This is a genomic window from Streptomyces sp. NPDC026672 (genome assembly GCF_040638185.1).
Classification (GTDB): Bacteria; Actinomycetota; Actinomycetes; order Streptomycetales; family Streptomycetaceae; genus Streptomyces.
On the sequence record NZ_JBEZXS010000003.1, the window covers coordinates 77,040 to 102,361 of the forward strand.

The following is a 25,322-nucleotide window of genomic DNA, read 5'->3' on the forward strand; positions in this document are numbered from 1 at the left end:
GATCGGGGGCCCGGCCGCGGGCGGCCGACACGGCCCGGCTATGGGCCCTCGGTCCCCGGGGGACCGAAGCGGGCCGGGGCGAGGGTGGTCAGTAGGGAGTTGATCACCAGGTCGGTGGAGGTGGCCATGTCGACGGAGTCGGGGTCGAGCAGCCACTGGACCTGGAGGCCGTCCATGGTCGCGATGACGGCGTTGGCGGCGTGCCGCACCCGGGCCGCGTCCACCAGGGCCGGCCCGCACGCCTCGGTCAGCGCGTCGCAGACGAAGGTGCGCAGTCCGGTGTAGCGGTCCCGGAAGTACGTCTGCGCCGGGTGGTCGTCGGTGACGGACTCCGCCGACAGCACCGCGTAGAGGCGGACGATGCCCTCGCGTTCGGCGTTGCGGCGGGCGGTGTCGACGAGGTGGCGCAGGAAGGCGAGCCCCTGGGGCCGGTCGGTGCCGAGCTGGTCGATGTCGCTGCGGTCGCGCAGTTCCAGGACGCTGGTGAGCAGCATGGACTTGGAGCGGAAGTAGTGCAGGACACCGGCCTGGGTCAGTCCGACGCGGTCGGCGATGTCGGCGAGGGAGGCGTTGTTGTAGCCGCGGGCGGCGAAGGCGTCCATGGCGATGTGCAGGATGTCCTGCTGCCGTCGCCGCGCCTCGGGGCTGCGCGGCACCCGGGGCCCGGCCTTGGCCCTGCGCGCGGGTCCGCCTACCGACTGGTCACTCACCTGCGACAGCTTACGGGCGCCGCGCCGCCACGATCGATGATCTCTCCCGGAACGACAGAGATGTGATGCAGACCACTTACTGACCACTTAGTGAGTGTGCTTTCATGGCGCCGTCGTCCCCCTGGACTTCCCATCGCCACGCCCGGAAGGACCCGTATGTCTTCCCTGCCGCCGACAGTCACCGCCGCCGCAGCGGACGGTCGGTCCCCCGGCGCCGAGACGAGCGACGAGCGCCGCTGGGCCACGCTGATCGCCGGCCTCGACCTGCCCGCCAAGGTCCGGCTGCTGACCGGCACGACGCTGTGGTCGCTCCCGGAGGAGCCGCGGCTCGGGCTGCACCCGGTCGTCACCTCGGACGGTCCGCAGGGAGTCCGGGGCACCGGCGGGACACCGGGCGCGACGGGACTGCTGGCGCCGGCCCCGAGCGCCGTGGGCGCCACCTGGGACACGAGGCTCGCCGAACGCCTCGGCCGGGTCTTCGCCGAGGAGGCGCGGCGCAAGGAGGTCGACGTGGTCCTGGCACCGCTCGTCAACCTCCAGCGCACCCCGGTCGCGGGCCGCCACTTCGAGTACTTCTCCGAGGACCCGCTGCTGACCGGCACGCTCGGCGCGGCGGTCGTCCGGGGACTCCAGGACGCGGGCGTGGCCGCCTGCCTGAAGCACTTCGTCGCCAACGACTCGGAGACGGACCGCACCCGCGCCCGCTCGCGCATCGACGCACGGGCCCTGCGCGAGGTCTACCTCGCCCCCTTCGAACAGGCCCTCGCCGAGGCGGCGCCCTGGAGCGTCATGGGCGCCTACTCGGGAGTGGACGACGGGGTCGAGTCGGCCCCGATGCTGGAGCACCACCGGCTGCTGAGGGGCGTGCTCAAGGAGGAGTGGGGCTACGACGGCGCGGTGATCAGCGACTGGGCCGCCACCCGGACGACCGTGCCCACCGCGAACGCCGGCCTGGACCTGGTCATGCCCGGTCCGGACGGGCCCTGGGGCGAGGCCCTGGTCGAGGCCGTACGGCGCGGCGAGGTCGACGAGGCCGTGATCGACGACAAGGTGCTGCGGCTGATGCGGCTGGCATCCCGGGTCGGCAAGCTCACCGCGCCCTGGTCCCCGGACGGCCCGACTCCCCCGCTCCCGGGCGTCCCCGCGGTCCGGCCGGTCGACGACACGGACTTCGCCCTGCTGCGCGAGGTCGCCGCCCGGGGCACGGTGGTGCTGCGCGACGAGCCGGGCCTGGTCCCGCTCGACGCGGCCCGGCTGAGCGGTGTCGCGCTGATCGGGCCGAACGCGGTGCGGCCGTATCTCCAGGGCGGCGGCAGCGCGTTCGTGCCGGCCGTGCGCACGGTCTCCTTCGAGGAGGGCCTGCGCGCCGCGCTGCCCGCGCAGGTGGCACTGACCGTGCACCACGGCGTCGACGGCAGCCGCCACGCCCCGTTCATCGACCCCGAGTTGCTCGCCCCGCCGGGCGGCGGGACACCGGGCGTCCGGGCGGAGTACTTCGACCGCGACGGCACCCCGATCGGTGAAGAGGTGCGCCGTACGGGCGACTTCGGCGGCCTCCGCGCCATCCCGCAGACCGCCGAGCGCGTGCTGCTGACGACCCGGATCACCCTGGCCCTGCCGGGCACGCACGAGCTGGAGTTCGGCTGCTGCGGGCGCTTCTCCGTCGTCCTGGACGGGGAGACGATCCACACCGGCCAGGACGACCGGGGCGTGGAACTGGTCCTGGACTCCAGCCACCGGCACCCCGCGACCCACCGCCACCGGGTCGCCGTGGGCGACACACCGGTGGAGCTGGACCTGCGGATCGACGCGCGGGTGGTGGACGCCGCCGGGTACGGACGCTTCGTCACCGCCCAGCTGCGCCACCGGCCGCCCGGCCCCACGGTCGAGGAGGAGATCGCCGAGGCCGCGGCCGTCGCCGCCGCGGCCGAGGTCGCGGTGGTGGTCGTGGGCACCGACGAGGAGGTCGAGTCCGAGGGCTGGGACCGCCCCGACCTGGAGCTGACCGAGCAGCAGCACCTGCTGGTGCGTGCCGTGGCGGCGGCCAACCCCCGCACGGTCGTGGTCGTCAACGCCGGTGCGCCGGTGCTGCTCCCGTGGGCCGAGGAGGTGCCGGCGCTGGTGTGGGCGTGGCTGCCCGGGCAGGAGGCGGGCCACGCGCTGGCCGACGTCCTGCTCGGCCGGGTCGAGGCGACCGGGCGGCTGCCGTGGACCCTTCCCGCGCGCGCCGAGGACGTACCCGTACCGCACGCGATCCCCGTGGACGGCGTCGTCGACTACACGGAGGGCCGGTACATCGGCCACCGCGCCTACGACCGCACCGGTACGGCGCCCGCCTTCCCCTTCGGTCACGGTCTGGGCTGGACCACCTGGTCCTACGACGGCGCCCGGGCCGAAGAGATCTCCGTCCCCGCCGAACAGCACAGCCCCGCAGGCGGGGACGGGCCCACCCTCACGGTGTCGCTCACCAACACCGGCACCCGGCCCGGCCGTGAGGTCGTCCAGGTGTACCTGGAGGCGCCGGACGCCCGCGAGGACCGGCCCGTACGGGTGCTGGCCGGTTTCGCCGCGGTCGAGGCCGACGCGGGGCGGTCCGTCACCGTGTCGCTCACGCTGCCGCTGCGCGCCTTCCAGGACTGGGACGTGGCGACGGGCACCTGGCGCACCCGCACCGGACGGCAGCGGCTGCGTCTCGGCCGCTCCAGCCGCGACCTGCGCCTCACCGTCGACGTCGTCGCCGACCGCGCCGACCCGTACGTGACCGTCCGCCCCCACGACCAGGAATGACCCGGCGGGACGGCGGCCGTCCGCCGCCGTCCCCTCCCCCATGGGCCCCGGAACCCCGCGTCCGCGGCCCGACCCGAGTGCACCACCCTTCGATCCCCGGCCGACTCGACGTGCCTCCCCGCACACCCCGCCGAGTCGGCCGGTGCACCCCCCACGTGTCATCGAAGCGAAGGAGAACCGCACCGTGTCCCCACGCATCACCGCACGCGCGCCCAGAGCCGGCGCCGCCGCCCTCACCCTGGCCCTGGCCGTCGCCGGCCTCGGCCTCACGGGCAGCGGGTCCGCGCACGCCGCCGATCCCGTCGCCCAGGTGTGGGTCACCACACCGGACGGCTCCAAGCGGCTCGCCTCCGACGGCAGCCTGCCGTTCACCGGCAGCCCGCAGTCCATCGACATCCGCGTCGACGCCAACAGCAGGGGGCAGCGCTTCACCGGCGCCGGCGCCTCCGTCACGGGCGCGTCGGCCCGGCTCGTGCAGGGCCTGTCCCAGGACCGGCGCAGCGACCTGATGCGCTCGCTGTTCTCGACCGCGGGCGACGGCATCGGGCTCTCGTACCTGCGCCAGCCGCTGGGCAGCACCGACTTCGACGCCACGAACGACCCCCACTCCTACGAGGACACCCGCGGCCAGTTCTCCATCAACCGGGACAGGGCCGAGATCATCCCCGTCCTCAAGCAGGCCACGGCCGTCAACCCGGGCATCCGGTTCATGGGCACGCCCTGGTCGCCCCCCGGGTGGATGAAGACCGGCAACTCCCTCAACGGCGGCAGCCTCAGGCCCGAGAACTACGGGGCGTACGCGGACTACCTGGTCAAGGCGATCCAGGCGTACGGCCAGGAGGGCATCACCCTCACCGACCTCACCGTGCAGAACGAGCCCGAGTTCGCGACGAGTTACCCGTCGATGTCGATGACGTCGGCGCAGCAGGCCGACTTCCTCAAGGTCCTCGACCCCAAGCTGACCGCGGCCGGGCTGCCGACGAACGTCCTCGCCTTCGACCACAACTGGGACCACCCCAACTACCCGCTGGACGTGTTCTCCCGCACCTCCGGCATCAACCGCGTCATCGGTGCCGCCTTCCACTGCTACGGCGGGGCCCCCTCCGCCGAGCAGCAGGTGATCAACGCGGGCAAGCGGGTCTTCTTCACCGAGTGCTCCGGCACCGACAGCGACAACCCCGCGTCCACCTTCGGGGACAGCCTGCGCTGGCAGGCCGAGAACCTGGTCGTGCAGAACATGCGCAACGGCGGCGAGACCGTCCTGACCTGGAACCTCGCGCTCGACCAGAACGGCGGCCCGCACCAGGGGCACTGCACCACCCGGTGCAACGGCGTGGTGGAGATCGCGGGCGGCAACGTCAACCGCAACGCCGAGTACTACTCGCTCGGCCAGCTGAGCAAGTTCGTCAAGGTGGGCGCCACCCGGATCGGCTCCACGAGCCAGGGCGGCGGGGGTGTGCAGAACGTCGCGTTCCAGAACCCGGACGGCTCGCGGGCCGCGTACGTCGTCAACACCTCGGGCGGCGCCCAGCGGATCTCCCTCACCGACGGCGGCCGGTCCGCCGTGTACACCCTGCCCGCCGGGGCCGTCGCCACGTTCGTGTGGACGCCGGGCTCGGGCGGTGGGACGACCGGGCCGATCGACTCCGCCGCCTGGTACCGGGTCGTGAACGCGGGCAGCGGAGCGTGCCTGGACGCCGCCGACTGGGGCACCGCCAACGGCACCGCCGTACAGCAGTGGGCGTGCGGCACCGGCGCCAACCAGCAGTGGCAGTTCCGGCCGACGAGCGACGGCTACTACCAGGTCGCCAACCGCCACAACGCCAAGGCGTGGGACATCGACGGCGGGACCGGCGCGACCGGCGACGGCGCACGGGTCCAGCTGTGGGACTACGTGGGCGGCACCAACCAGCAGTGGCGCGCGGAGGCTTCCGGAGCGGCCGGGCAGTACCGCTTCGTCGCCCGCCACAGCGGCAAGTGCCTGGCGGTGGACGGGGCGTCGACCGCCGACGGGGCCCGGCTGTCGCAGCAGCCGTGCTCGGGTGCGGCCGCCCAGACGTTCACCCTGACCGGCTGACCCGCACCGCACCGAGGGGCCCGGTCCGCCGGCCGGGTCCCGTCATGACCGGCCGGTTCGCGGCGCCGTCGGGGGCCCGGAACGACAAAGGCAAGGAGGGGACGTCCGCTCCTTGCCACTCTCAACGTATAGCGCACCGGGGGGCTTGCGGCAAGGCCCCCGCCGTACCGCAGAATCGGCGGCCGACGCCAAGAAGCTGCGGAAACGGGAGATCCACGACGTGCGTGTGCTGTTGTCCTCGTCCTACCCCGGTGCGTGGGCGTGAGCGCCCCGGCCACCGGGGCGTTCGCCCTTCCCGAGCGGCTCGCCGCCAAGGCCGATCCGGCGCTGATCGCCCGCGACGAACAGCACTTCGCGGCCGTCGCGGCGTGCCTGGAGCGGTCGATCGCCGAACTGTCCGACCGGCTCGCCGCGGCGCGCAGGGCGCCGGGCGGTCTGGGGCAGCAGGCGCTGGAGCGGGACCTGGAGGTCCACCGGCTCACCGCCCGGCTGCGCACCCTGCGCCGCTTCGGCCTCGACCTGTGCCTCGGCCGCATGGTGAGCGCCGACGACCCCGACGAGCCCGTGTACGTGGGGCGGCTCGGCCTCACGGACGGCTCGGGGCGGCGGCTGCTGGTCGACTGGCGCTCCCCGGCGGCCGAGCCGTTCTTCGGGGCCACCCACGCCCGCCCGATGGGGCTCGCGAGCCGCCGCCGCTACCGCTGGGCCGACGGCCGGATCGGCGACTACTGGGACGAGGTGTTCACGCCCGACGGCTTCGACGGTCACGCGGCCCTCGACGACCAGTCCGCCTTCGTCGCGAGCCTCGGCGGCAACCGCTCGGCCCGGATGCGGGACGTGCTCGCCACCATCCAGGCCGACCAGGACGCGGTGATCCGGGCGGGGTCCCGCGGCGCCCTCGTCGTGGACGGCGGTCCGGGCACGGGCAAGACCGTCGTCGCCCTGCACCGCTCGGCCTACCTCCTGTACGCCGACCCCCGGCTCGGACACCGCGGGGGAGGCGTGCTGTTCGTCGGCCCGCACCAGCCGTACCTGGGCTACGTCGCCGACGTCCTGCCCGGTCTCGGCGAGGAGGGCGTGCTGACCTGCACCCTGCGGGACCTGGTGCCCGAGGGCGCCTCGGCGGCGGCCGAGACCGATCCGGAGGTGGCGCGGCTGAAGTCGTCCGCGGACATGGTGCGGGCGATCGAGACCGCCGTCCGGTTCTACGAGGAGCCGCCCGCCCGCGGGATGACGGTCACCACCGCCTGGTCCGACCTCTGGCTGGGCCCCGACGACTGGGCCGAGGCGTTCGAGGCCCCGGGACCGGGCACCCCGCACAACGAGGCACGCGACCTGATCTGGGAGGAACTGGTCACGATCCTGGGCGACAAGCACGACGGCGACGTGCCGCGCGAGGCGTTCCGGCGGTCGCTGCTGCACGACAGGGAGCTGGTCAGGACCCTGCACGACGCCTGGCCGGTGCTCGACGCGGCCGACCTCGTCGGGGACCTGTGGTCGGTGCCCGCCTATCTGCGGCTGTGCGCCCCGTGGCTCGCTCTCGACGAGGTCCGCGGGCTCCAGCGTACGGACGCGCGGGCGTGGACGGTGTCCGACCTGCCGCTCCTGGACGCGGCGCGGCAGCGGCTCGGCGACCCCGAGGCGTCCCGGCGGGCACGCGGACGCGACGCCTCGGTGGCCGCCGAACAGGCGCGCATGGCCGACGTGATCGACGACCTGCTCCGGGCCGACGACGACGGCGAGGGCGCGGTGACGATGCTGCGCGGGCGGGACCTGCGGGACGCCCTGGTCGACGAGGACGCGCTGCCGGGGGCCGAGGCCGACCCGCTCGCCGGGCCGTTCGCGCACGTCGTCGTGGACGAGGCGCAGGAACTGACCGACGCGGAGTGGCAGATGCTGCTGCTGCGGTGCCCGTCGAGGAGCTTCACCGTCGTCGGGGACCGCGCCCAGGCCCGTCACGGGTTCACGGAGTCGTGGCGGGAACGGCTGGAGCGGGTCGGCTTCGACCGGATCACCCTGGCCTCGCTCGGCGTCAACTACCGCACGCCGGAGGAGATCATGGCGGAGGCCGAGCCGGTCATCCGGGCGGTGCTGCCGGACGCCAACGTGCCGACGTCCGTCCGCGAGGGGGGCGTACCGGTCGTCCACGCGGCGGTGGCGGACCTGGACTCGGTGCTCGACGGCTGGCTCGCCGCGTACGACGACGGGATCGCCTGTGTCATCGGCGACCCGGCGTTCCGCCCGACGCCCCGGGTCCGTTCGCTGTCCCCGGAGTTGTCGAAGGGCCTGGAGTTCGACCTGGTGGTGCTCGTCGAGCCGGAGGCGTTCGGCGAGGGCGTGCGAGGAGCGGTGGACCGCTATGTCGCGATGACCAGGGCGACCCGTCAACTCGTCGTCCTCGAAGGCCGCGTGGGCACGGAGAGCTGACGCCCGGCCCCGGGGGTCCTAACCGCCCGCCGCCGTCACGGCCTTGAGTTCGTCCAGGGCCTCCCGCAGGAAGGGGGCCATGCCGGCCTCCTCCGCCGCGGCGAGCCAGCGTTCGAAGCCGACCTTGAAGACGGCGATGCCCGCCTCGGCGGTGAGGGTCGCGGCCGGCTCCGCGACACCGCGCAGCCGCAGGGCGCCCGCGAGCGCGGCCGTCAGCGAGGCGAGCTTGATCAGTTCGCGCTCCCGGAGTTCCGCGTTCGCCGCGATCACGGCCTGCCGCCGCCGGGCGTGCGGGCGGCGGTCGGCGAAGAACTCCGCGACCTCCTCCAGGGCCGCCGCCACCGCCCCGATGGGGGCGGCGGACCCGGGGGCGGCGGCGACCGCCTGGAGGAACACCGCCTCCAGGACGTCCGAGCCGTCGAACAGCACCTCGCGCTTGTCGGCGTAGTGCCGGAAGAAGGTGCGCTCGGTGAGGCCGGCGCGGCCCGCGATCTCCGCCACGGTCGTCTGCTCGTAGCCGCGCTCGCTGTAGAGCTCCAACGCCGCTTTCGCCAGGCGTCCCCGCGCGTCCGGCTGCCATCTGCCCATGCGGAGATCCTACTCGATGACAGTCCCTGACATCACATGCTAGCGTCTATGACAGTCACTGACATCAACAGTCTGGGGTCTACCCATGCGCATCTTCGTGACCGGGGCGTCCGGCTGGATCGGGTCCGCCCTCGTTCCCGAACTCATCGACGCGGGACACCGGGTCGTCGGGCTCGCCCGCTCCGACGCCTCCGCCGCCGCGCTCACGGCCGCCGGGGCGGAGGTGGTCCGCGGCACGGTCGACGACCTCGACGTCCTGGCCGGGGCCGCCGCCGCGTCGGACGGCGTGGTCCACCTCGCCTTCCACCACGAGGTGGCCTTCTCCGGGGGCTTCCAGGAGGCGGCCGAGACCGATCGCCGCGCCGTCGACGCCATGACCGGGGTGCTGGCCGGCTCCGACCGGCCCTTCGTGCTCGCCTCGGGCGTGGCCGGGCTCAAGGCGGGCCAGGTGTCGACCGAGCGCGACATGCCCACGGTCGACGGCTCGGCGCTCTCGCTGCGCGCGGCCACCTCCCTGGCCGTGCTCGACCTCGCCCCGCGGGGCGTCCGCTCGTCCGTGGTGCGGCTCTCCCCGACCTGTCACGGCGAGGGCGACAACGGGTTCATGGCGACGGTGGTGGCCGTGGCCCGGGAGAAGGGCGTCTCCGGATACGTCGGCGAGGGCGCCAACCGGTGGCCGGCCGTCCACCGCCTCGACGCGGCGCGGCTGTTCCGGCTGGCGGTCGAGAAGGCACCGGCCGGATCGGTCCTGCACGGCTCCGCCGAGGAGGGTGTCCCCCTCCGCGACGTCGCCGAGGTGATCGGCCGCCACCTCGGCGTCCCGGTGACCTCCGTGGCCCCCGAGGACGCGGCCGGGCACTTCGGCTGGCTCGGCGGGTTCCTCGGCATGGACGCCCCGACGTCGAGCACCGCGACCCGCGCCCTGCTCGACTGGCACCCGGCCCACCCCACCCTCCTGGAGGACCTCGACAAGGGCCACTACTTCCAGCCCCGGGCCACCGCCTCCCGAACCGCGTGATCCACGGGGTTCGGAGGCCGGCCAGGACGGTCATGCCGTCGGGGTGATCAGCTCGGTCAGCCGGGTGCCCCCTGCCCAGCGCCGGAGGAGGGGGCCGTCGAGGAGGCGGGTGGTGCCGTCGCGGTGGGCCCAGCGCCGGTCGCGTTCGGCGAAGGTGCCGCGGTGGACGACCAGGTGGAAGTCCGGCTCCGGGTCCCCCGGGGGCGGGTGCTCGTCGGGCAGGGGCTCGGCGACCGGGCGGAAGGCGACGTCGACGTGGCGGCCGTCCGCGTCCCGGGCCCGCAACCGGGGGCGGTCGGGCGCGGGCAGGAACCGCACCCGCCAGCCGTCCCTGCGCAGCATCCGCGCCACCGCCAACGCGAGCCCCTGGGTGTCGAGTTCGCTCAGCTCGTCGGGGGTGTAGTAACCGCGGCGACGGCGTGCGCCGGGGCGGGCGCGCCGGACGGCGAAGACCACCAGCAGGAGCAGGGCGAGGACTCCGGCGACCGGCACGCCGATGCCTCCGGAGCGGTAGCCCGCGGCGAGCGCCGCGGCCAGCGCGCACACCCCCGCCGCGACCGCCACCAGCGCCGGCAGGACGTCGCGCAGCCGCGGGCCGTGGCGACCCTGGGCGCGCGGCGGACGTCCGGTGCGCCGCCACCACCGGCGGCGTGCCGGTCGTGACGGTGCGTTGCCGGACGTCCACGATGCGCGTGCCACGCCGCCGGCCCTCCCCCGATGCCGTCCGCTTCCGGGCCTGCCGACCCCGTTGAACCCGCCGGGCCCGTCGGCCCTTTCGGGCCTCGTCGGAGGGATACCCCCGTGCGCCGTGCCGCGCCCCGGCGCACGGGAGCGTCAGGGGGCGCGTCGGACGGCGTCCGACGGCCTCAGGTGCTCCTGCCGATGTCGTCGTGGCGTGCGACGAACCGGGCCCTGCCGTCCGTGATCCGGTACAGGAACCAGCCGCCGTCCTTGTCGGACTGAAGGTACTGGGACTGGCTCTCGTAGCTGAGCCGGCGGGTGATGCCCTGCCAGGGAGCGCGCAGGAGTTCGGCGCGCAGCGACTCGCGTTCGTCGCCGCCGGGCGCGGCGAGCCCGTGCGCGGCGAAGCGGACGGCGTCGTACGCCTCGGCGGCCCACGGCGGTGGCGCGGTGCGGTGGCGCTCCCGGTAGGCGGCGGCGAAGGCACGGGTGCGGGGGTCCACGGCCGCGTCGGCGTACCCCGTGCTGATCCACCAGCCCTCGCCGTCGCGCGGGAAGGTCCCGCCGAGGACGTGCTCGTCGGCGACCGTGGCACCGCGGTGGCCGGCGGCGCGCAGGGCCCGGGCGCAGGCGGCGGCGCGGGCCGGGGTGACGCCGGCGAAGATCACGGCGTCGTCGGGGCGGGCGGCGATCGTGTGCGCGGCCGAGGTGAAGTCGGCGTCGGCGGCCACCTCCAGGACGTCCACGGTGCCGTCGACCTTGCCGTAGACGGTGGCGATGCGGACCGTGGCCAGGCCCTCGCGTTCGTCGGCGAGGTCCTGGACGACGACCGTGCGGGCGGGCCGTACGACCCGGTTGAGGTAGCGCACCACGGCGCCGGGTCCCGCGGTGCGGGTGGAGCGCAGGACGAGCGTGCTGGTGGTGTGCACGACGTTGAGCTGTTCGGTGTCGGCGCGGGTGACCAGCAGGCACACGCCGGCCTCGGTGCACACCGGAACGGCGGCGGGCACGGCCGTGTTGGTGCCCGCGCCGACGACCGCGTACAGGTCGGAGGCGGCGACGAGCCGCCCGGCGCCCGCGGCCGAGCCCTTCGCCGTGTCCCGGTCGTCGGCGGTGCGCAGGGCGAGGTCGAAGACGCGGTCGGCGCGGGCGTTGTGCTCGGCGACGGCGATCCGCGCGCCGCGTTCCTGTGCCTGGACGGTGGGCTCGGACAGATCGCCGAGCAGTCCGATCACCCGCCGGGGCAGCGGGCGCCGTCCGGTCCCCGCCGGGCCACCGGGCCTGCCCCAGCGCCACCAGGCGGTGCCGCCGGCGATCGCTCCGACGCCGAGCGCGGCCGAGGCGGTGAGCAGCCGGCGGCGGGTCGGCGAGGGCGGCTCGCCCCGCGGTGTGGCGAGGTCCGGGGCGGACAGCTCGGTGGGATCCGGGACGGGCAGGTCGAGGACGCGTGCGGCGCGGTCGGCGACCAGGGCGGGAAGCCCCTCGGGCAGCCACCGGCGCGGGTCGAACGCGCCGAACTCCGCGCGCAGTTCCGCCAGGGTGGGACGCTCGTCCGCCGCCTTGGCGAGGCAGGCCCGCAGGACCGTGTCGAGTTCGGCGGGCAGCCCGGTCAGGTCCGGTTCCTGGTGCACCGTCCGGTAGAGCACGGCCGCCGCGCCGCCGGTGCCGAACGGCGGCCGGCCGGTGGCCGTGTGGGCGAGCACGCAGCCGAGGGAGAAGACGTCGCTCGGCGGCCCGACCGAGGTGCCGCGGGCCTGTTCCGGTGACAGGTAGCCGGGCGAGCCGACGACGGTGCCGTCCGTGGTGAGCGCCGTCGCGCCGACGGCCCGCGCGATGCCGAAGTCGATCAGGCGCGGTCCGTCGGCGGCGAGCAGCACGTTGGCCGGCTTCACGTCGCGGTGGACGAGCCCGGCGCGGTGCACGTCGTCCAGGGCCGCCGTCAGCGCCGCGGCCAGCGCGCGGACCTGGGCGGGCGGCCACGGCCCACGCAGGGCGAGCGCCTCGGAGAGGGGCAGGCCGGGTACGTAGGCGGTGGCGAGCCAGGGTGAGGGGGCGTCCGCGTCGGCCGTGAGGACGGGGACCGTCCAGCGACCGGAGAGCCGTGAGGCCAGGTCCGTCTCGCGGCGGAACCGCGCCAGGAAGCCGGGGTCCCCGGCGTGTTCGGCGCGGATCACCTTCAGTGCCACCCAGGCGCCGTGCGGCGAGCGCGCCAGGTAGACGACGCCCATGCCGCCGGCCCCGAGCCGGGCCACGAGCCGGTGTCCGCCGACCGACGAGGGGTCGGCGGGCAGGAGCCGGTCCACGGTCCCTACTGCTTCTTCTGCTGCGGCACGATCGGTCCCAGCTGCCGGAAGCGCCCGTCGCGGACCTGGTGGACGAAGGTCTCGGTCGTCATGGCCTGTTTGGTGAGGTCGTACTGGTTGTACTGGTTGAAGGTGTACGTGTGCGAGATGCCGCGGTAGGTGGCCTTGTGCAGCCGCGCGGCGAGCGCGGGCCTGCTGGGCCGTCCGCCGCCGCGCGGCACCGTCGGGGCGAACTCCCGCAGCAGCAGGCGCACGCTGTCGTACGCCTCGGTGGCGTACGGCGGCGGGGTGCTCCCGTAGCGGGAGCGCCAGGCGGCGGTGAAGCGGCCGGCCTCCTTCGTCGTGAGCTCGGCCGGGTCGACGGCGGGCGTCACGACGTACCAGCCCTCGCCCGCGGCGCCCGCCAGTCGGGGGAAGTCCGAGCCGAACAGTTCGTGGGACATCCACCGCGGTCCGGTGAAGCCCGCCGCCGCCAGTTGCTTCGCCGCGGCGACCGTGGCGTCGAGGGCCCCGATGTAGACGAACGCGTCGATCCCGCGGGACAGGACGTCGGCGACGGCGGCGGGGGCGTCGCCGCTGTCCTCGGCGACGACGCGGGGCACGACCTGGCCGTGCAGGGTGTCCCGCCACTGGACGACGAGGGTGGCGCCCTCGTCCTGGGTGACGGTGCCGCCGGAGCGGTCGATGACGATGCCCGCCCGGCCGAGTTGCCCGGAGGCGAGCGCGTGCAGGGCGAGCGCGGTGCCCGCCGCCTGGTGGGGCACCCCGGTCTGGAAGGTGACCGTCGGCGACCAGACGGCGAAGTCGTTCTGCCCGGTGGTGCTGGTGACGTGGGTGAGGTTGGCGGACGCGTAGACGCGTGAGGCGGCCCGCAGGGTGAGTTCGGTGATCGGGCCGAGGACGGCGACGACGTCACGGTCGGCGGCCAGCTGGTGGGCGGCCGAGGTGGCGCCCGCGGTGGTGCCCTTGTCGTCGACGACGCGCACCCGCAGGTCGAACGCGCGGCCCGGCGTCCTGTTGTGCTCGGCGACGGCCAGCCGCGCGGCCTGCTCCGAGGCCCGGCCGGCGTTGGCCTCCGGCCCGCCGCGGGTGATCTGCACACCGAGGGTGTAGGTGGGCCGGGCGGGCGGACCGGCGTTGTCGTCGTCGCGGCCCGCCGCCCACACCGCGGCCCCGGTGCCGCCGCCGGCCAGCAGCAGCGCGCCCCCCGCCACGAGGAGCCGGCGCCGGGTGGTGCCGGAGCGCGGCGGGGTCACGGGGGCGTCCGCGGTGTCGTCCACCACGGTGGGCTCGATGTCGGGCAGGGCGAGGCTCTCGGCGGAGCGTGCGGCGACCGTGCGGGCCACCGGGTCGGGCAGCCAGGCCGAGGGCGACTCGGGCGCGTCCTCGGCGAGCAGCAGCCGCAGCTCCCGCGGTCCCGGCCGGCCCCGCGGGTCCTTGGCCAGACATGCCTCCAGCGCCGCGCGCAGTTCGGGGGCGACGCCGGCGAGGTCGGGCTCGTCGTGGACGGTGCGGTAGAGGAGGGCGTCGGGGGTGCCGGTGCCGAACGGGGAGCGGCCCGTCGCGGCGTACGCGAGGACGCAGCCGAGGGCGAACACGTCGCTCGCCGCTCCCGCCTCCTCGCCGCGCGCCTGCTCGGGTGCGAGGAATCCGGGGGTGCCGACCACCAGGCCGGAGGCGGTGAGGGCGGTGTCGTCCGCGGCCCGCGCGATGCCGAAGTCGATCAGGCGTGGGCCGTTCACGGCGAGCAGGACGTTGCCCGGCTTGACGTCACGGTGCACCAGACCGGCCGTGTGGACGGCGTCCAGCGCCTCGGCGAGCAGGGTGCCCAGCACCCGTACGGAGACGTCGGGCAGGGGGCCGTGCTCGCCGACCGCCTCGGCGAGCGAGGGGCCCGCCACGAACGCGGTGGCCAGCCACGGTTCGCGTGCGGTGGCGTCCGCGCCGAGCACCGGGACCACCCAGGGGCTGTCGACCCGCCCGGCGAGGTCGGCCTCCCGGGCGAAGCGGGTGCGGAAGGCGTCGTCGCCCGCGCTCTCCGCCCTGATCACCTTGACGGCCGCCAGGGCACCCGCCTCGGAGCGTCCCAGGTAGACCACGCCCATGCCGCCGGCGCCCAGCCGCCGCAGCAGCCGGAACCCGCCGACGGCGGACGGGTCGGAGGGACGCAGTGCCTCAGTCATCGCGCGCATCCTTCGTCTCGTCGCCGGACGCCGTGGCGTCCTGCCCGGCCTTGCCCGTCTTCCCGGCCGTCCCGTCCCGGCCCGACCGGTCGACGTTGGCGCTGACGAAGGCGACGCCCCCCAGCGCGTCCTGCGTGATCGCCGTCTGCTCCGCCTCGCTCTCACCCGGGGCGTGCCGCACGGTGGCGGCCACCGTCACCGGGCCCAGCCGGTGCTTGGACCAGTCGAAACCGCGTGCCGGGCCGCCGGCGTCCACGACGTACTCGCCGAACTCGGTGAGGTCGTCGTCGGAGACGGCCGTGCGCTCCTCGGCGTACGGGATGCTGCTGGAGAACATGCCGCGGACCCGGTCGGTGGCGTTCAGCCGCTGCTCGGGGCAGCGCATGGGCTCCTCCAGCGAGGACGCCATGTCCCGGCGGGCCTGGAGCACGGAGGTGTGCACGGTGACCGTCAGGGACACGTACACCGGCCCCTTGCCCGCCGCGGCCGGGCGGACGAAGGAGCGGGTCAGGCTGGCCAGGACGGTGGACGGCAGCTGCTCGCGCCGCCACACGCAGTCCTCGCCCAGGACCGCCCAGGTGGTCGGGCCGGCCTCGTACGGGTCCCGCTTGCGGTAGCCGGAGCCGAAGTAGTCGGGCTGCACGGTCAGTCCGCGCACCATCGCCTCGGCCTCGGCGCGGGTCCTCGGCGCGGCCGACTCGGTGAGCGTGTACGGCCCGGTCGACGCCGACGGCGATGCCGACGCGTCCGGGCTCGTGCCGTCTCCCCCGCCCGGCCTGCTGCTGCCGCTCGCGCCGGGCCCCGCGCTCGGGGTGGCGCTCCCGCCGCTCTCGTCGTTCTGTCCGCCGCTCGTGCACCCGGTCAGCAGCAGCGCCACCGCCGCCGCCGACAGGACTGGTCTGCGTCCTTCCACGTTCACCCCCGTCGCCACCGCCGTACGGCCCCTCCCCATGGGGACCGCTCACCGCACGTTAGCGCCGATCACGGTCAACTACCCCCGGCAGAGACCGAGTTGGGATGAACGGTAACCGCTTGGCCATAGCTCGGTGACACTCCGGACGCCGGGGCCGACGAGGCGGGCGGAACCCCGAGGTGGGGCGGGGGCGGCGGCGTTCGGACGGTACTGTTCCGGCGTCCGGGTATGCTCTCGATTCGTTGTCCCCCGGCAACTATGACCCGGGCGACGGGTGCGGGTGGGGAGGGCATGACCATGGTGACGCCACGACTGCCGGACAGCCGTGCGCTTCCGGCGGGCGACGAGGGCGTCGGCCCCGCCTGGGAGGCGACGGAGCCGGCCGTGCTGCTCGTCGAGGACGACGCCGGTGACGCCCTCCTGGTGGAGGAACTGGTCGCCGACAGCGCGCTGAAGATCCGGCTGCGGTGGGTGCGGTCCATGGCCGAGGCCACCGCGGTGCTCGCGGCCGACGTGCCGGACTGCGTCCTGCTCGACCTGCACCTGCCGGACGCCCAGGGGGTGGAGGCGGTCTCGCGGCTGCGGGCGAGCGCCGACCAGGTCGCGGTCGTGGTGCTGACCGGCCTCGCCGAGGAGGAGACGGGCCTGGCCGCCGTCGCCGCCGGAGCGCAGGACTACCTGGTCAAGGGGCGGGTCGAGCCGGGTCTCTTCGGGCGGGCGGTGCGCTACGCGATCCAGCGCAAGCAGGCCGAGCAGGCGGCGGTCGCGCTCCAGGCGAGCCAGATGCAGGCGCAGGAGAACGCCCGTCTCGAACGGGGGCTGCTGCCGCGTCCCCTGCTGCACGGCGAGGGCGTGGAGGTCGTCGCCCGCTACCGGCCCGGCCGGGCTCAGGCGCTGCTCGGCGGTGACTTCTACGACATCGTGCAGAGCCCCGACGGCACGGTCCACGCGCTGATCGGCGACGTGTCCGGGCACGGGCCCGACGAGGCGGCGCTCGGCGTCGCGCTGCGGATCGCCTGGCGCACGCTGGTGCTCAGCGGCATCACGGGCGCCGAGCAGACGGCCCGGCTGGAGGAGATCCTGGTGGCCGAGCGGGTCCGGGACGACGTCTTCGCGACCCTCGTCACCCTCACCGCCGCCCCGGGCGAGCGCTCGGCCCGCCTGGTGCGGGCCGGTCACCACGGGCTGCTGCGACGGGCGGACGGCGATCCGGAGTGGGTCGAGGTGCCGGGCGGTCCGGCGCTGGGTGTGGTGCCCGGCGGGGCCCAGTGGCCGGACGCGGAGCTGACGGTGCCCGAGGGCGCCTCGCTGATGCTGTTCACCGACGGCCTGTTCGAGGGGCACGTGGGGCCGGGCCGGGAGCGGCTGGGCGAGGAGGGGCTGCTGGAGCTGGCGCGGGAGCGGGCCTGCCTGGCGCCCGAGGCGTTCGTGGACGGGCTGATAGCCCGTGCCGAGAGCCTGGCCGAGGCGCGGGGCGGTCTGGCGGACGACGTCGCCGTGGTCCACCTGCGCTGGAACTGACCGGACGGGTACGACGAGCGGTGTCGAACGGAAAGGCCGGCGGAAGGGCGATGAACATGGCGGGCACGACGGGGATCTGGCGCCGGCTGACGGTGCAGGCGTGGTTCTTCGTCACGCTGTCGCTGATGGTGCTGCTGGTGGTGATCGGCACCGTGGTGGGCGCCCGGCTGCTCGGCCGGACGGCGGAGGTCACCGACGACCTGCTGCGCAACGTCCAGCCGGCCCAGACGGACGCGTACCGGCTCCAGGCCGCGCTGGTCAACCAGGAGACGGGCATCCGCGGCTACGTGATCACCGCCGACCGCCAGTTCCTCACCCCGTACACCGCGGGCAGGCAGGCGGAGGAGCACTCGGCCGACCGGCTGCGCGCCCAGCTCGCCGGCCGGCCCGCGCTGCTGGCGGACCTGGCGGCGGTGGAGCGGGGCGCGGCCGCGTGGCGGCGCGACTACGCCGATCCCCTGGCCGCCACCGTCACCCCCGGCCGGCCGCGCACGGTCGACCCGCGGTCGGCCGAACGCGGCAAGCAGGAGTTCGACCGGCTGCGCACGGTGTGGGCGAAGCAGAACAAGGACCTCGCCCACGCGGTCGCGGACGGCCGGGAGCGCCTCGCCCACGAGCGGACGGTGCGCAACTCGGTCCTGACCGGCATGGTGGTGGCGTTCCTGCTCACGGGCGTGGTGCTGGCGATCCTGGTACGGCTGCTGGTGGCCCGTCCGCTGGAGGCGCTGCGCACGGCCTCGCGCAGGGTCGCGGGCGGCGACTTCTCGTACGTCATCGCCGGCGCCGGTCCGGCGGACCTGACCTCCGTGGCCGACGCCGTGGAGGGGATGCGCAGGCGGATCGTGACCGAGCTCGACGCCTCCCACCTCCAGCAGGGGGTGCTCACCCGGCAGGCCGCCGAGCTGGACGCGCAGGCCGTGGAGCTGCGCCGGTCCAACGCCGAGCTGGAGCAGTTCGCGTACGTCGCCTCGCACGACCTCCAGGAGCCGCTGCGCAAGGTGGCCTCCTTCTGCCAGCTCCTGGAGAAGCGCTACGGCGACACCCTGGACGACCGCGGCCGGCAGTACGTCGACTTCGCCGTGGACGGCGCCAAGCGCATGCAGGTCCTCATCAACGACCTGCTCACCTTCTCCCGCGTCGGGCGCCTCGACGACGCGCGGGAGCCGGTCGAGCTCGGCCAGGCGCTGGCCAAGGCGCTGCGGAACCTGGGCGCGGCCGTCGAGGAGTCCGGCGCCCGGATCGACCTGCCCCCGGCGCTGCCCGAGGTGGTCGGGGACCCGACGCTGCTGACCATGCTCTGGCAGAACCTCCTCGGCAACGCGCTGAAGTTCCGCCGTCCCGACCGCGTACCGCAGGTGACGGTCGAGTGCGGTCCCGACCCGGAGACGCCCGGCAGCTGGCGGCTGTGCGTCACGGACAACGGCATCGGCATCGCCGAGGAGTTCACCGAGAAGGTGTTCGTCATCTTCCAGCGGCTGCACAGCCGGGACACCTACGGCGGCACCGGCATCGGCCTGGCCCTGTGCAAGAAGATCGTGGAGCACCACGGCGGCAGGATCTGGATCGACACCGCCCACACCGACGGCACCCGCCTCTGCTTCACCCTCCCGTCCCTCGTCGAGGCCGGGTCCGGCGTCGGCACCCCCACCGACGAAAAGGCCCTGACGTGACCCCTGCCGCCACCCCCATCGACGTGCTCCTGGTCGAGGACGACCCGGGCGACGAGCTGATGACCCGTGAGGCGTTCGAGGACAACAAGATCGGCAACACGCTGCACGTGGTCCGGGACGGCGAGGAGGCGCTGGACTTCCTCTACCGGCGCCGCGAGCACACCGACGCGCCCCGGCCCGACCTCATCCTCCTGGACCTGAACCTGCCCAAGTACGACGGCCGCCAGGTCCTGGAACAGATCAAGTCCGACCCGGAGCTGAGCCACATCCCGGTCGTCGTCCTCACCACCTCGGCGGCCGAGGAGGACATCCTGCGCAGCTACAAGCTGCACGCCAACGCGTACGTGACGAAGCCGGTCGACCTGGACCAGTTCATCGCGGCGGTCCGCCAGATCGACGACTTCTTCGTCCAGGTCGTCCGGCTGCCCCGGAGCTCCGGCTGACGCGGGCCGTTCCCGCCCGCCTCCGGCCGAGTCCGACCGACTCCGGCTGAACGGTCGCGGGCCCCGGCCCTTCCCTCGGGAGCCGGGGCCCGCGCCGTTCGTCTCAGCGACCCCGCCAGTCCAGGCAGACCACCAGGGCGTCGTCGTCGGGGGACGGCTTGCCGCGGTGCTCGGTCAGCTCGCGCAGGACGGCCCTCGGCACCTCCGCGGCGGGCAGCAGCCGCGTGCGCTGGATCGCGCGGGCGAGCGCGACGTCGCCGTACACCTCGCCGTGCGGGGAGATGACGTCGTACACCCCGTCGCTCACGAAGAGCAGCCGGTCGCCGGGTTCGATCCGCAGTTCCTGCGGGACGTAGTCGGTCTCCTCGAACATGCCGAGCGGCAGCTGTTCGTCGAGGACGATCCGCTCCACGGTGCCGTCCCGCAGCCGCAGCAGCCGGGGGGAGCCGGCGTCCACCACGACCGCCTGCCCGGTGGCCAGGTCGACGTCGAGCAGCAGCACGGACATGTAGCTGCGGCCCCGGTAGTGGGCGTACACGGCCTGGTCGGCGAGGGCCGCCTGGTCGGCTATGCCTATCCCGGCCCGGCGGGCGTTGCGCAGGGCGTTGGCCGCCAGGTTCGTCAGCAGCGACGCCTCCGTGCCCTCGCCCATGCCGTTGGAGATGTACAGCACCAGACGGTCGGTGGTGGCGGTCCAGTCGTAGCTGTCGCCGTGGATCGCGTAGGCGGGTTCGAGCTGGGCGCCGAGGTCGAACTCGGGGCAGGAGCAGGAGTGGCCGGGCAGCAGCTGCCACTGCATCTCGGCCGCCAGCGTGAGCCGGCCCTTGCGCCGGGCCCGCAGGTACAGGTCGGTGACGCGGTCGGCGACGAGGACCTCGTGCCCGAGGATCTCGGCGAGGTCCGCGAGCTCCGTCAGGCACTCCCGGGCGTGCCCGGGTCCCGGCAGGGTGAGCGAGAGCACACCGAGGCGGTCCCCGCGCGCGCTGATCGGCAGGTGCGCGCGCACCCTGTCCTCCCCCAGGCGCTCCACGAAGGGCTCCTGGGCGCCGAAGGCGCGGCCCGCGGGCGTGTTGTCCACGGAGACCGGTGGCAGCCCGTACGCCGGGTCGGTCACCGGTTGCAGCACGGACAGTCCGTAGTCGGCCATGAGCAGGTCGACGGCCTCGGCCGCGTACCGCCGGGCCAGTTCCCGGCGGACGACGTCGGGCAGTTCATGGGGAGCCGCCGTGCGCAGCGCCCGCTCGACAGCCATGAATCGGTTCACAGTCGTACGTATGCCAATCCGTCACCCGAAGCCTGCTGCGCCCCGCCTCGTCGCGGGTCGCCGAATCCTCACATCGTCCATCGTCCCGTCGGTCCGTGGGCGGCGCTCGCGCCTAGTAGGGTGAAGGACGTCCCCGTGCCTGCGAGAGTGTGACCGTGACGTCCTTCCACCCCCGCCCCGAACCCGACGAGGTCGCGCGCGTCACCTCCACGGCCGCGGAAATGCTGGAAGTCCTGTGGGGGCGGGCCTCCACCGCGCCCGCGTCCCCGTCTCAGCTGCGCGTCCTGTTCATCCTGGAGCACCACGAGGGCATCAACCTGCGGACGCTCGCCGACCACCTGGCCTCCTCGCCGCCGTCGACGAGCAGGCTCTGTGACCGGCTGCTGGCCGCGGGGTTCGTCGAGCGCGAGGTGAGCCGCACGGACCGGCGGGAGGTCCGGCTGTACCTGAGCGACCGGGGCAGGGCCTTCCTCACGGAGCTGCGCGCCCGCCGGGAGGAGGCGCTGCGCGGGGTGCTGGAGCAGATGCCGGCCGCCGCGGTCGGCGCGCTGCTCACCGGCCTCGAAGCGTTCTGCGCGGTGGCGTCGGCGCAGATCCACGGCCTCGACGACTCCTCCGACACCCGGACCGCCTGACCGGGTCGCCCGGGCGCCGTCCGTGTTCCGTAAACAACGGTCGGAGTGGCCCGCGGCCACCGTGACATCCCAGGTCCTCCCTGCTCCGTGACGACACGGGCTACTTTGTTGCCTGAGGGCCATAGTTGTCAAACGGCAACTGTCTTGGACGTGTCCCTCGACGTCCCGTGCCGGGGCCCGCCCATCCGGGGGTCGACGGGCGTGGCGCCCTCCGGCGGGGCCTGCGACGCCGTTAGCGTCGTCTTCCGCGACCGGGTCGCCCCGTGGGCCGACGGTCCCGCACGCACCCTGGAGGGGGACGATGACCGAAGCGGCACAGCGGGCCGAGCCGCCCCGGACGCGTCCTCCGACGGCGCCGTCGCCCTTCGGCCGGACCCTGCTGAACTGGGCGCACACGACCGACCACAAGGTGATCGGCCGGCTCTACATGGTGACCGCGTTCTGCTTCTTCCTGCTGGCCGGGCTGCTCGCCCTGGCCATGCGCGCCGAACTCGCCCGGCCCGGGCTCCGGTTCATGGACGAGCACACCTACGACCAGTTCTTCACCGTGCACGGCACCGTCATGATGCTGCTGTTCGCGACGCCCATGTTCGCCGGATTCGCCAACGCGGTGATGCCGTTGCAGATCGGCGCCCCGGACGTCGCGTTCCCGCGGCTCAACGCGCTGTCGTACTGGATGTACCTCTTCGGCGGGCTGATGGTCGTGGCCGGCTTCCTGGCGCCGGGCGGCGCGGCGGCGTTCGGCTGGTTCGCGTACGCGCCGCTCAACAGCTCCACCTTCTCGCCCGGCGACGGCGGGGACCTGTGGGTGATGGGGCTCGTGGTCACGGGTGTGTCGACCACCCTGGGCGCGGTCAACTTCATCACCACGATCCTGTGCCTGCGGGCCCCCGGCATGACCATGTTCCGCATGCCGATCTTCACCTGGAACGTGCTGTTCACGTCCATCCTGGTGCTGCCCGCGTTCCCGGTGCTGACGGCGGCCCTGCTCGCGCTGGAGTCCGACCGGAAGTTCGGCTCGCACGTCTTCGACGCCGCGAACGGCGGGGCCCTGCTGTGGCAGCACCTGTTCTGGTTCTTCGGCCACCCGGAGGTCTACATCGTGGCGCTGCCGTTCTTCGGCATCGTCTCCGAGATCCTCCCGGTGTTCTCCCGCAAGCCGCTGTTCGGGTACCTGCCGATGATCGGGGCGACCATCGCCATCACCATGCTGTCGGCGGTGGTGTGGGCGCACCACATGTTCGCGACCGGCGCGGTGCTGCTGCCGTTCTTCTCCCTGATGTCGTTCCTGATCGCGGTGCCCACGGGGATCAAGTTCTTCGCGTGGATCGGCACGATGCACCGGGGCTCCCTGTCGTTCGAGACCCCGATGCTGTGGTCGCTCGGCTTCCTGGTGTCGTTCCTGCTCGGCGGCCTCAGCGGGGTGCTCGTCGCGTCGCCCCCGCTGGACTTCCACGTCACCGACAGCTACTTCATCGTGGCGCACCTGCACTACGTCCTGTTCGGCACCGTCGTCTTCGCCATGTTCGCCGGGTTCTACTTCTGGTGGCCCAAGTTCACCGGGCGGATGCTGGACGAGCGGCTGGGCAAGGTGCACTTCTGGCTGCTCTTCCCCGGCTTCCAGCTGACGTTCCTGGTGCAGCACTGGCTCGGTGCCGAGGGCATGCCCCGCCGGTACGCCGACTATCTGCCCACCGACGGCTTCACCCTGCTCAACACCCTCTCGTCGGCCGGGGCGTTCCTGCTGGGGGTCTCCACCCTGCCGTTCCTCCACAACGTCTGGCACACCTCCCGGCACGGCCGGCGCGTCACCGTGGACGACCCCTGGGGGTACGGGCGGGCGCTGGAATGGGCGACGGCGTGTCCGCCGCCCCGCCACAACTTCACGGCCCTGCCCCGGATCCGGTCGGAGTCCCCCGCCTTCGACCTGCACCACCCGGCCGTCGTGCGGCGGGCCCGGGAGGCGGGGCTGCGGTGAGGACCGAGGCGCTGCTGTTCGGCGGGGTCGCCCTGTTCTTCGCGGGCTCGGCGGCGCTCTACGCCGTCTGGTCCCACGGCGACCCGGCGGGCACGGCCGCGCTGGTCGTCGCGTTCGGGATGGCGGCGCTCGTGTCCTTCTTCTGCGCGGTGCAGTACCGCCGTCGAGGGCCGCGGCCCCAGGACCGCGGGGACGCCGAAGTGGCCGACGCCACCGGCCCGTTGGAGTTCTTCCCGCCGCACAGCGGGTGGCCGGTGGTGACGGCGCTCGGCTTCGCGATCGCCGCGACGGGCGTGGTGTACGGGCTGTGGCTGTTCCTCATCGGTCTCGGCGTGCTGATCCGGGGGGTCCTTGGGCTGGTGTTCCAGTACGCGTCCCGGGGCGCCGCTCCGGGGGACTGATCGGCCGGGGCGCACCGGGGCGGAAGGCGTCGACCGGGCGGTGGTCGCTCTCGTAGCCGCCCGCCAGGTTCTGCCGGACCTCGCCGGTCTCCTCACCCTCGGCCAGCCGCTCCCGCTCGGTGTCGAGCAGGGCCCGGCACAGGCGCCGGGTGATCAGGTACGCGATCACCGGTGCCACCACGAGCGCGACACGCAGCACCCAGGTCAGGGAGTTCAGGGAGATCCGGAAGGTCGCCGCCACGACGTCGTTGCCGCCGGCCAGCAGGAGCACGGCGTAGAAGGTGACCCCGGCGACGCCCAGGCCGGTGCGCACGGGCCGTTCGCGGGGGCGGTCGCACAGGTGCCGTTCCCGGTCGCCCTCGCCGGTCAGCCGCTGCTCGACGAACGGATACGCGTAGAGCACGGCGAAGAGCAGGCCGGGCAGGACCACGGCGGGCAGCAGGACGTTCCACATGAGGGTGTGTCCGGCGAGGGTGGTCTCCCAGGGCGGGACCAGCCGCAGCGCGCCCTCCAGGAAGCCCACGTACCAGTCCGGCTGGGCCCCGGTCGACACCTGGTCGGGACGGTAGGGGCCGTACACCCACACGGGGTTGACCTGCGCGATCCCGCCCAGCAGTGTCAGCACCCCGAAGACGGTGAGGAACAGTCCGCCCGACGTGGCCGCGAACTGGGGGAACATGGGCTTGCCGACGGCGTTCGCCTCGGTGCGGCCGGGGCCGCGCCACTGGGTGTGCTTGAGGTGGAACACCAGGATCAGATGCAGGGTGAGCAGGGCGATCAACGCCCCGGGCAGCAGCAGGACGTGCAGGCTGTAGAGCCGGGGGACGATGTCGTGGCCGGGGAACTCGGCGCCGAGGGCGAACATGCTGACGTACGTGCCCACCACCGGGATGGACAGCATGATGCCCTGGGCGATGCGCAGGCCGGTGCCGGAGAGCAGGTCGTCGGGGAGCGAGTAGCCGGCGAACCCCTCGGCGAGGGAGATCACCAGCAGGGTGACGCCGATGGCCCAGTTCATCTCGCGCGGTCTGCGGAAGGCGCCGGTGAGGAAGACCCGCAGCAGATGCAGGCCGATCGCGGCGACGAACACCAGCGCCGCCCAGTGGTGCACCTGGCGGAGGAGGAGTCCGCCGCGCACCTCGAAGCTGATGTCCAGGGTGGAGGCGAACGCCGAGGACATCTCCACGCCGCGCAGGGGGACGTACGCGCCCTCGTAGACGACCTCCGCCATGTCGGGCCGGAAGAAGAACGTCAGCCACACCCCGGTCAGCACCAGGACGAGCAGGCTGTACAGGGCGAGTTCGCCCAGCAGGAACGACCAGTGGTCGGGGAACGACTTGCGCAGCAGCCGCCCGGCACCGTCGTGCACCGGCAGTCGCGCGTCCACGGCACCGGCGAACCGCTCCCCACGCCCGCCTCCTCCCCCCGAGGCCCCGGGCCCACCGCCACTCACACCGGACCCGGGTCGCACCGACGGGTCAGGTCGTACCGGTGGGCCGAAGCGCGCCGGTGGGCCGGGGCATGCCGGTGGGCCGGATCGTGTCCGTGGGCCGGGTCGTCCCGGTCGCGTTCCACCACCCCGTGCCTCCTCCTGCCGTCACCTTCCCTGCCGTGGTCATTCGTTGCCCCCGGCCCGCCGTACGAGTGCCCGGTCGCGCCGAAACACCCGCTCGGCGTGCCCACCGCACCCGATCGGCCGACCGCCGGACCGCACCCGACAGCT

At 74.1% G+C, this 25,322-nt stretch carries 18 protein-coding genes; 10 read left to right on the forward strand and 8 right to left on the reverse strand.

The window, feature by feature from the left end; translation table 11 throughout:
* Nucleotides 1–38: 38 nt before the first annotated feature.
* On the reverse strand, nucleotides 39–656 hold the full coding sequence (locus AB0F77_RS03675; protein ID WP_361941478.1) for a TetR/AcrR family transcriptional regulator: 618 nt from the start codon (nucleotides 654–656) through the stop codon (nucleotides 39–41).
* Between the two features lie 210 nt (nucleotides 657–866).
* Between AB0F77_RS03675 and AB0F77_RS03680 the strand changes: the two genes are divergently transcribed.
* The 3 genes from AB0F77_RS03680 to helR all read left to right on the forward strand — a co-directional run bounded on the left by AB0F77_RS03680 (nucleotide 867) and on the right by helR (nucleotide 8,001).
* The gene (locus AB0F77_RS03680) at nucleotides 867–3,497 is read left to right on the forward strand and encodes a glycoside hydrolase family 3 C-terminal domain-containing protein (RefSeq protein ID WP_361940820.1); all 2,631 of its coding nucleotides are present in this window, start codon (nucleotides 867–869) and stop codon (nucleotides 3,495–3,497) included.
* 184 nt (nucleotides 3,498–3,681) lie between these two features.
* Nucleotides 3,682–5,574, forward strand: a complete 1,893-nt coding sequence (locus AB0F77_RS03685; RefSeq protein ID WP_361940823.1) for an RICIN domain-containing protein — start codon at nucleotides 3,682–3,684, stop codon at nucleotides 5,572–5,574.
* 261 nt (nucleotides 5,575–5,835) lie between these two features.
* Nucleotides 5,836–8,001 (forward strand): RNA polymerase recycling motor ATPase HelR, encoded by a 2,166-nt coding sequence (gene helR / locus AB0F77_RS03690; protein WP_361940826.1) that lies wholly within the window; start codon nucleotides 5,836–5,838, stop codon nucleotides 7,999–8,001.
* Between the two features lie 18 nt (nucleotides 8,002–8,019).
* Here the strand turns inward: helR and AB0F77_RS03695 are convergent, their stop codons facing one another.
* A complete protein-coding gene (locus AB0F77_RS03695; protein ID WP_361940829.1) occupies nucleotides 8,020–8,589 on the reverse strand; it encodes a helix-turn-helix domain-containing protein in 570 nt (189 codons plus the stop codon).
* Nucleotides 8,590–8,674: 85 nt separating this feature from the next.
* Here AB0F77_RS03695 and AB0F77_RS03700 point away from each other — a divergent pair, with 85 nt between their 5' ends.
* Complete coding sequence (locus AB0F77_RS03700) at nucleotides 8,675–9,607, forward strand: SDR family oxidoreductase (RefSeq protein ID WP_361940832.1); 933 nt, start codon at nucleotides 8,675–8,677, stop codon at nucleotides 9,605–9,607.
* Between the two features lie 30 nt (nucleotides 9,608–9,637).
* Here AB0F77_RS03700 and AB0F77_RS03705 read toward each other — a convergent pair whose 3' ends face one another.
* The 4 genes from AB0F77_RS03705 to AB0F77_RS03720 form a co-directional block, all read right to left on the reverse strand.
* Nucleotides 9,638–10,306, reverse strand: coding sequence for a hypothetical protein (locus AB0F77_RS03705; RefSeq protein ID WP_361940835.1), 669 nt, complete (start codon nucleotides 10,304–10,306; stop codon nucleotides 9,638–9,640).
* Between the two features lie 167 nt (nucleotides 10,307–10,473).
* Nucleotides 10,474–12,591, reverse strand: coding sequence for a bifunctional serine/threonine-protein kinase/ABC transporter substrate-binding protein (locus tag AB0F77_RS03710; protein WP_361940838.1), 2,118 nt, complete (start codon nucleotides 12,589–12,591; stop codon nucleotides 10,474–10,476).
* A 5-nt stretch (nucleotides 12,592–12,596) separates the two neighbouring features.
* Nucleotides 12,597–14,774, reverse strand: a complete 2,178-nt coding sequence (locus AB0F77_RS03715) for a bifunctional serine/threonine-protein kinase/ABC transporter substrate-binding protein (RefSeq protein WP_361940841.1) — start codon at nucleotides 14,772–14,774, stop codon at nucleotides 12,597–12,599.
* On the reverse strand, nucleotides 14,767–15,693 hold the full coding sequence (locus AB0F77_RS03720) for a hypothetical protein (protein WP_361940844.1): 927 nt from the start codon (nucleotides 15,691–15,693) through the stop codon (nucleotides 14,767–14,769). The genes AB0F77_RS03715 and AB0F77_RS03720 overlap by 8 nt, the downstream gene beginning before the upstream one ends.
* A 291-nt stretch (nucleotides 15,694–15,984) precedes the next feature.
* On the opposite strand from AB0F77_RS03720, the gene AB0F77_RS03725 reads away from it, so the two are divergent.
* From AB0F77_RS03725 to AB0F77_RS03735, 3 genes are read left to right on the forward strand one after another with little or no spacing between them, the layout of a single operon-like run.
* Nucleotides 15,985–17,208 carry a fused response regulator/phosphatase gene (locus AB0F77_RS03725; RefSeq protein ID WP_361940847.1) on the forward strand — a complete coding sequence of 408 codons (1,224 nt, stop codon included), beginning with the start codon at nucleotides 15,985–15,987 and terminating at the stop codon, nucleotides 17,206–17,208.
* A gap of 56 nt (nucleotides 17,209–17,264) precedes the next feature.
* Nucleotides 17,265–18,878 (forward strand): CHASE3 domain-containing protein, encoded by a 1,614-nt coding sequence (locus AB0F77_RS03730; RefSeq protein ID WP_361940850.1) that lies wholly within the window; start codon nucleotides 17,265–17,267, stop codon nucleotides 18,876–18,878.
* A complete protein-coding gene (locus AB0F77_RS03735; protein WP_361940853.1) occupies nucleotides 18,875–19,321 on the forward strand; it encodes a response regulator in 447 nt (148 codons plus the stop codon). Before AB0F77_RS03730 ends, AB0F77_RS03735 begins: the two co-directional genes overlap by 4 nt.
* Nucleotides 19,322–19,424: 103 nt before the next feature.
* Here the strand turns inward: AB0F77_RS03735 and AB0F77_RS03740 are convergent, their stop codons facing one another.
* Nucleotides 19,425–20,573, reverse strand: coding sequence for a PP2C family protein-serine/threonine phosphatase (locus AB0F77_RS03740; protein WP_361940856.1), 1,149 nt, complete (start codon nucleotides 20,571–20,573; stop codon nucleotides 19,425–19,427).
* Between the two features lie 161 nt (nucleotides 20,574–20,734).
* Here AB0F77_RS03740 and AB0F77_RS03745 point away from each other — a divergent pair, with 161 nt between their 5' ends.
* From AB0F77_RS03745 to AB0F77_RS03755, 3 genes are all read left to right on the forward strand, one after another.
* Nucleotides 20,735–21,220: a MarR family transcriptional regulator gene (locus AB0F77_RS03745; RefSeq protein ID WP_361940859.1), complete on the forward strand. Its 486-nt coding sequence runs from the start codon at nucleotides 20,735–20,737 to the stop codon at nucleotides 21,218–21,220.
* 301 nt (nucleotides 21,221–21,521) lie between these two features.
* Nucleotides 21,522–23,198: a cytochrome c oxidase subunit I gene (gene ctaD, locus AB0F77_RS03750; RefSeq protein ID WP_361940862.1), complete on the forward strand. Its 1,677-nt coding sequence runs from the start codon at nucleotides 21,522–21,524 to the stop codon at nucleotides 23,196–23,198.
* Nucleotides 23,195–23,599: a cytochrome c oxidase subunit 4 gene (locus AB0F77_RS03755; RefSeq protein WP_361940865.1), complete on the forward strand. Its 405-nt coding sequence runs from the start codon at nucleotides 23,195–23,197 to the stop codon at nucleotides 23,597–23,599. The genes ctaD and AB0F77_RS03755 overlap by 4 nt, the downstream gene beginning before the upstream one ends.
* Here the strand turns inward: AB0F77_RS03755 and AB0F77_RS03760 are convergent.
* A complete protein-coding gene (locus AB0F77_RS03760; RefSeq protein WP_361940868.1) occupies nucleotides 23,517–24,986 on the reverse strand; it encodes a cytochrome bc complex cytochrome b subunit in 1,470 nt (489 codons plus the stop codon). The genes AB0F77_RS03755 and AB0F77_RS03760 overlap by 83 nt on opposite strands.
* Nucleotides 24,987–25,322 lie beyond the last annotated feature (336 nt).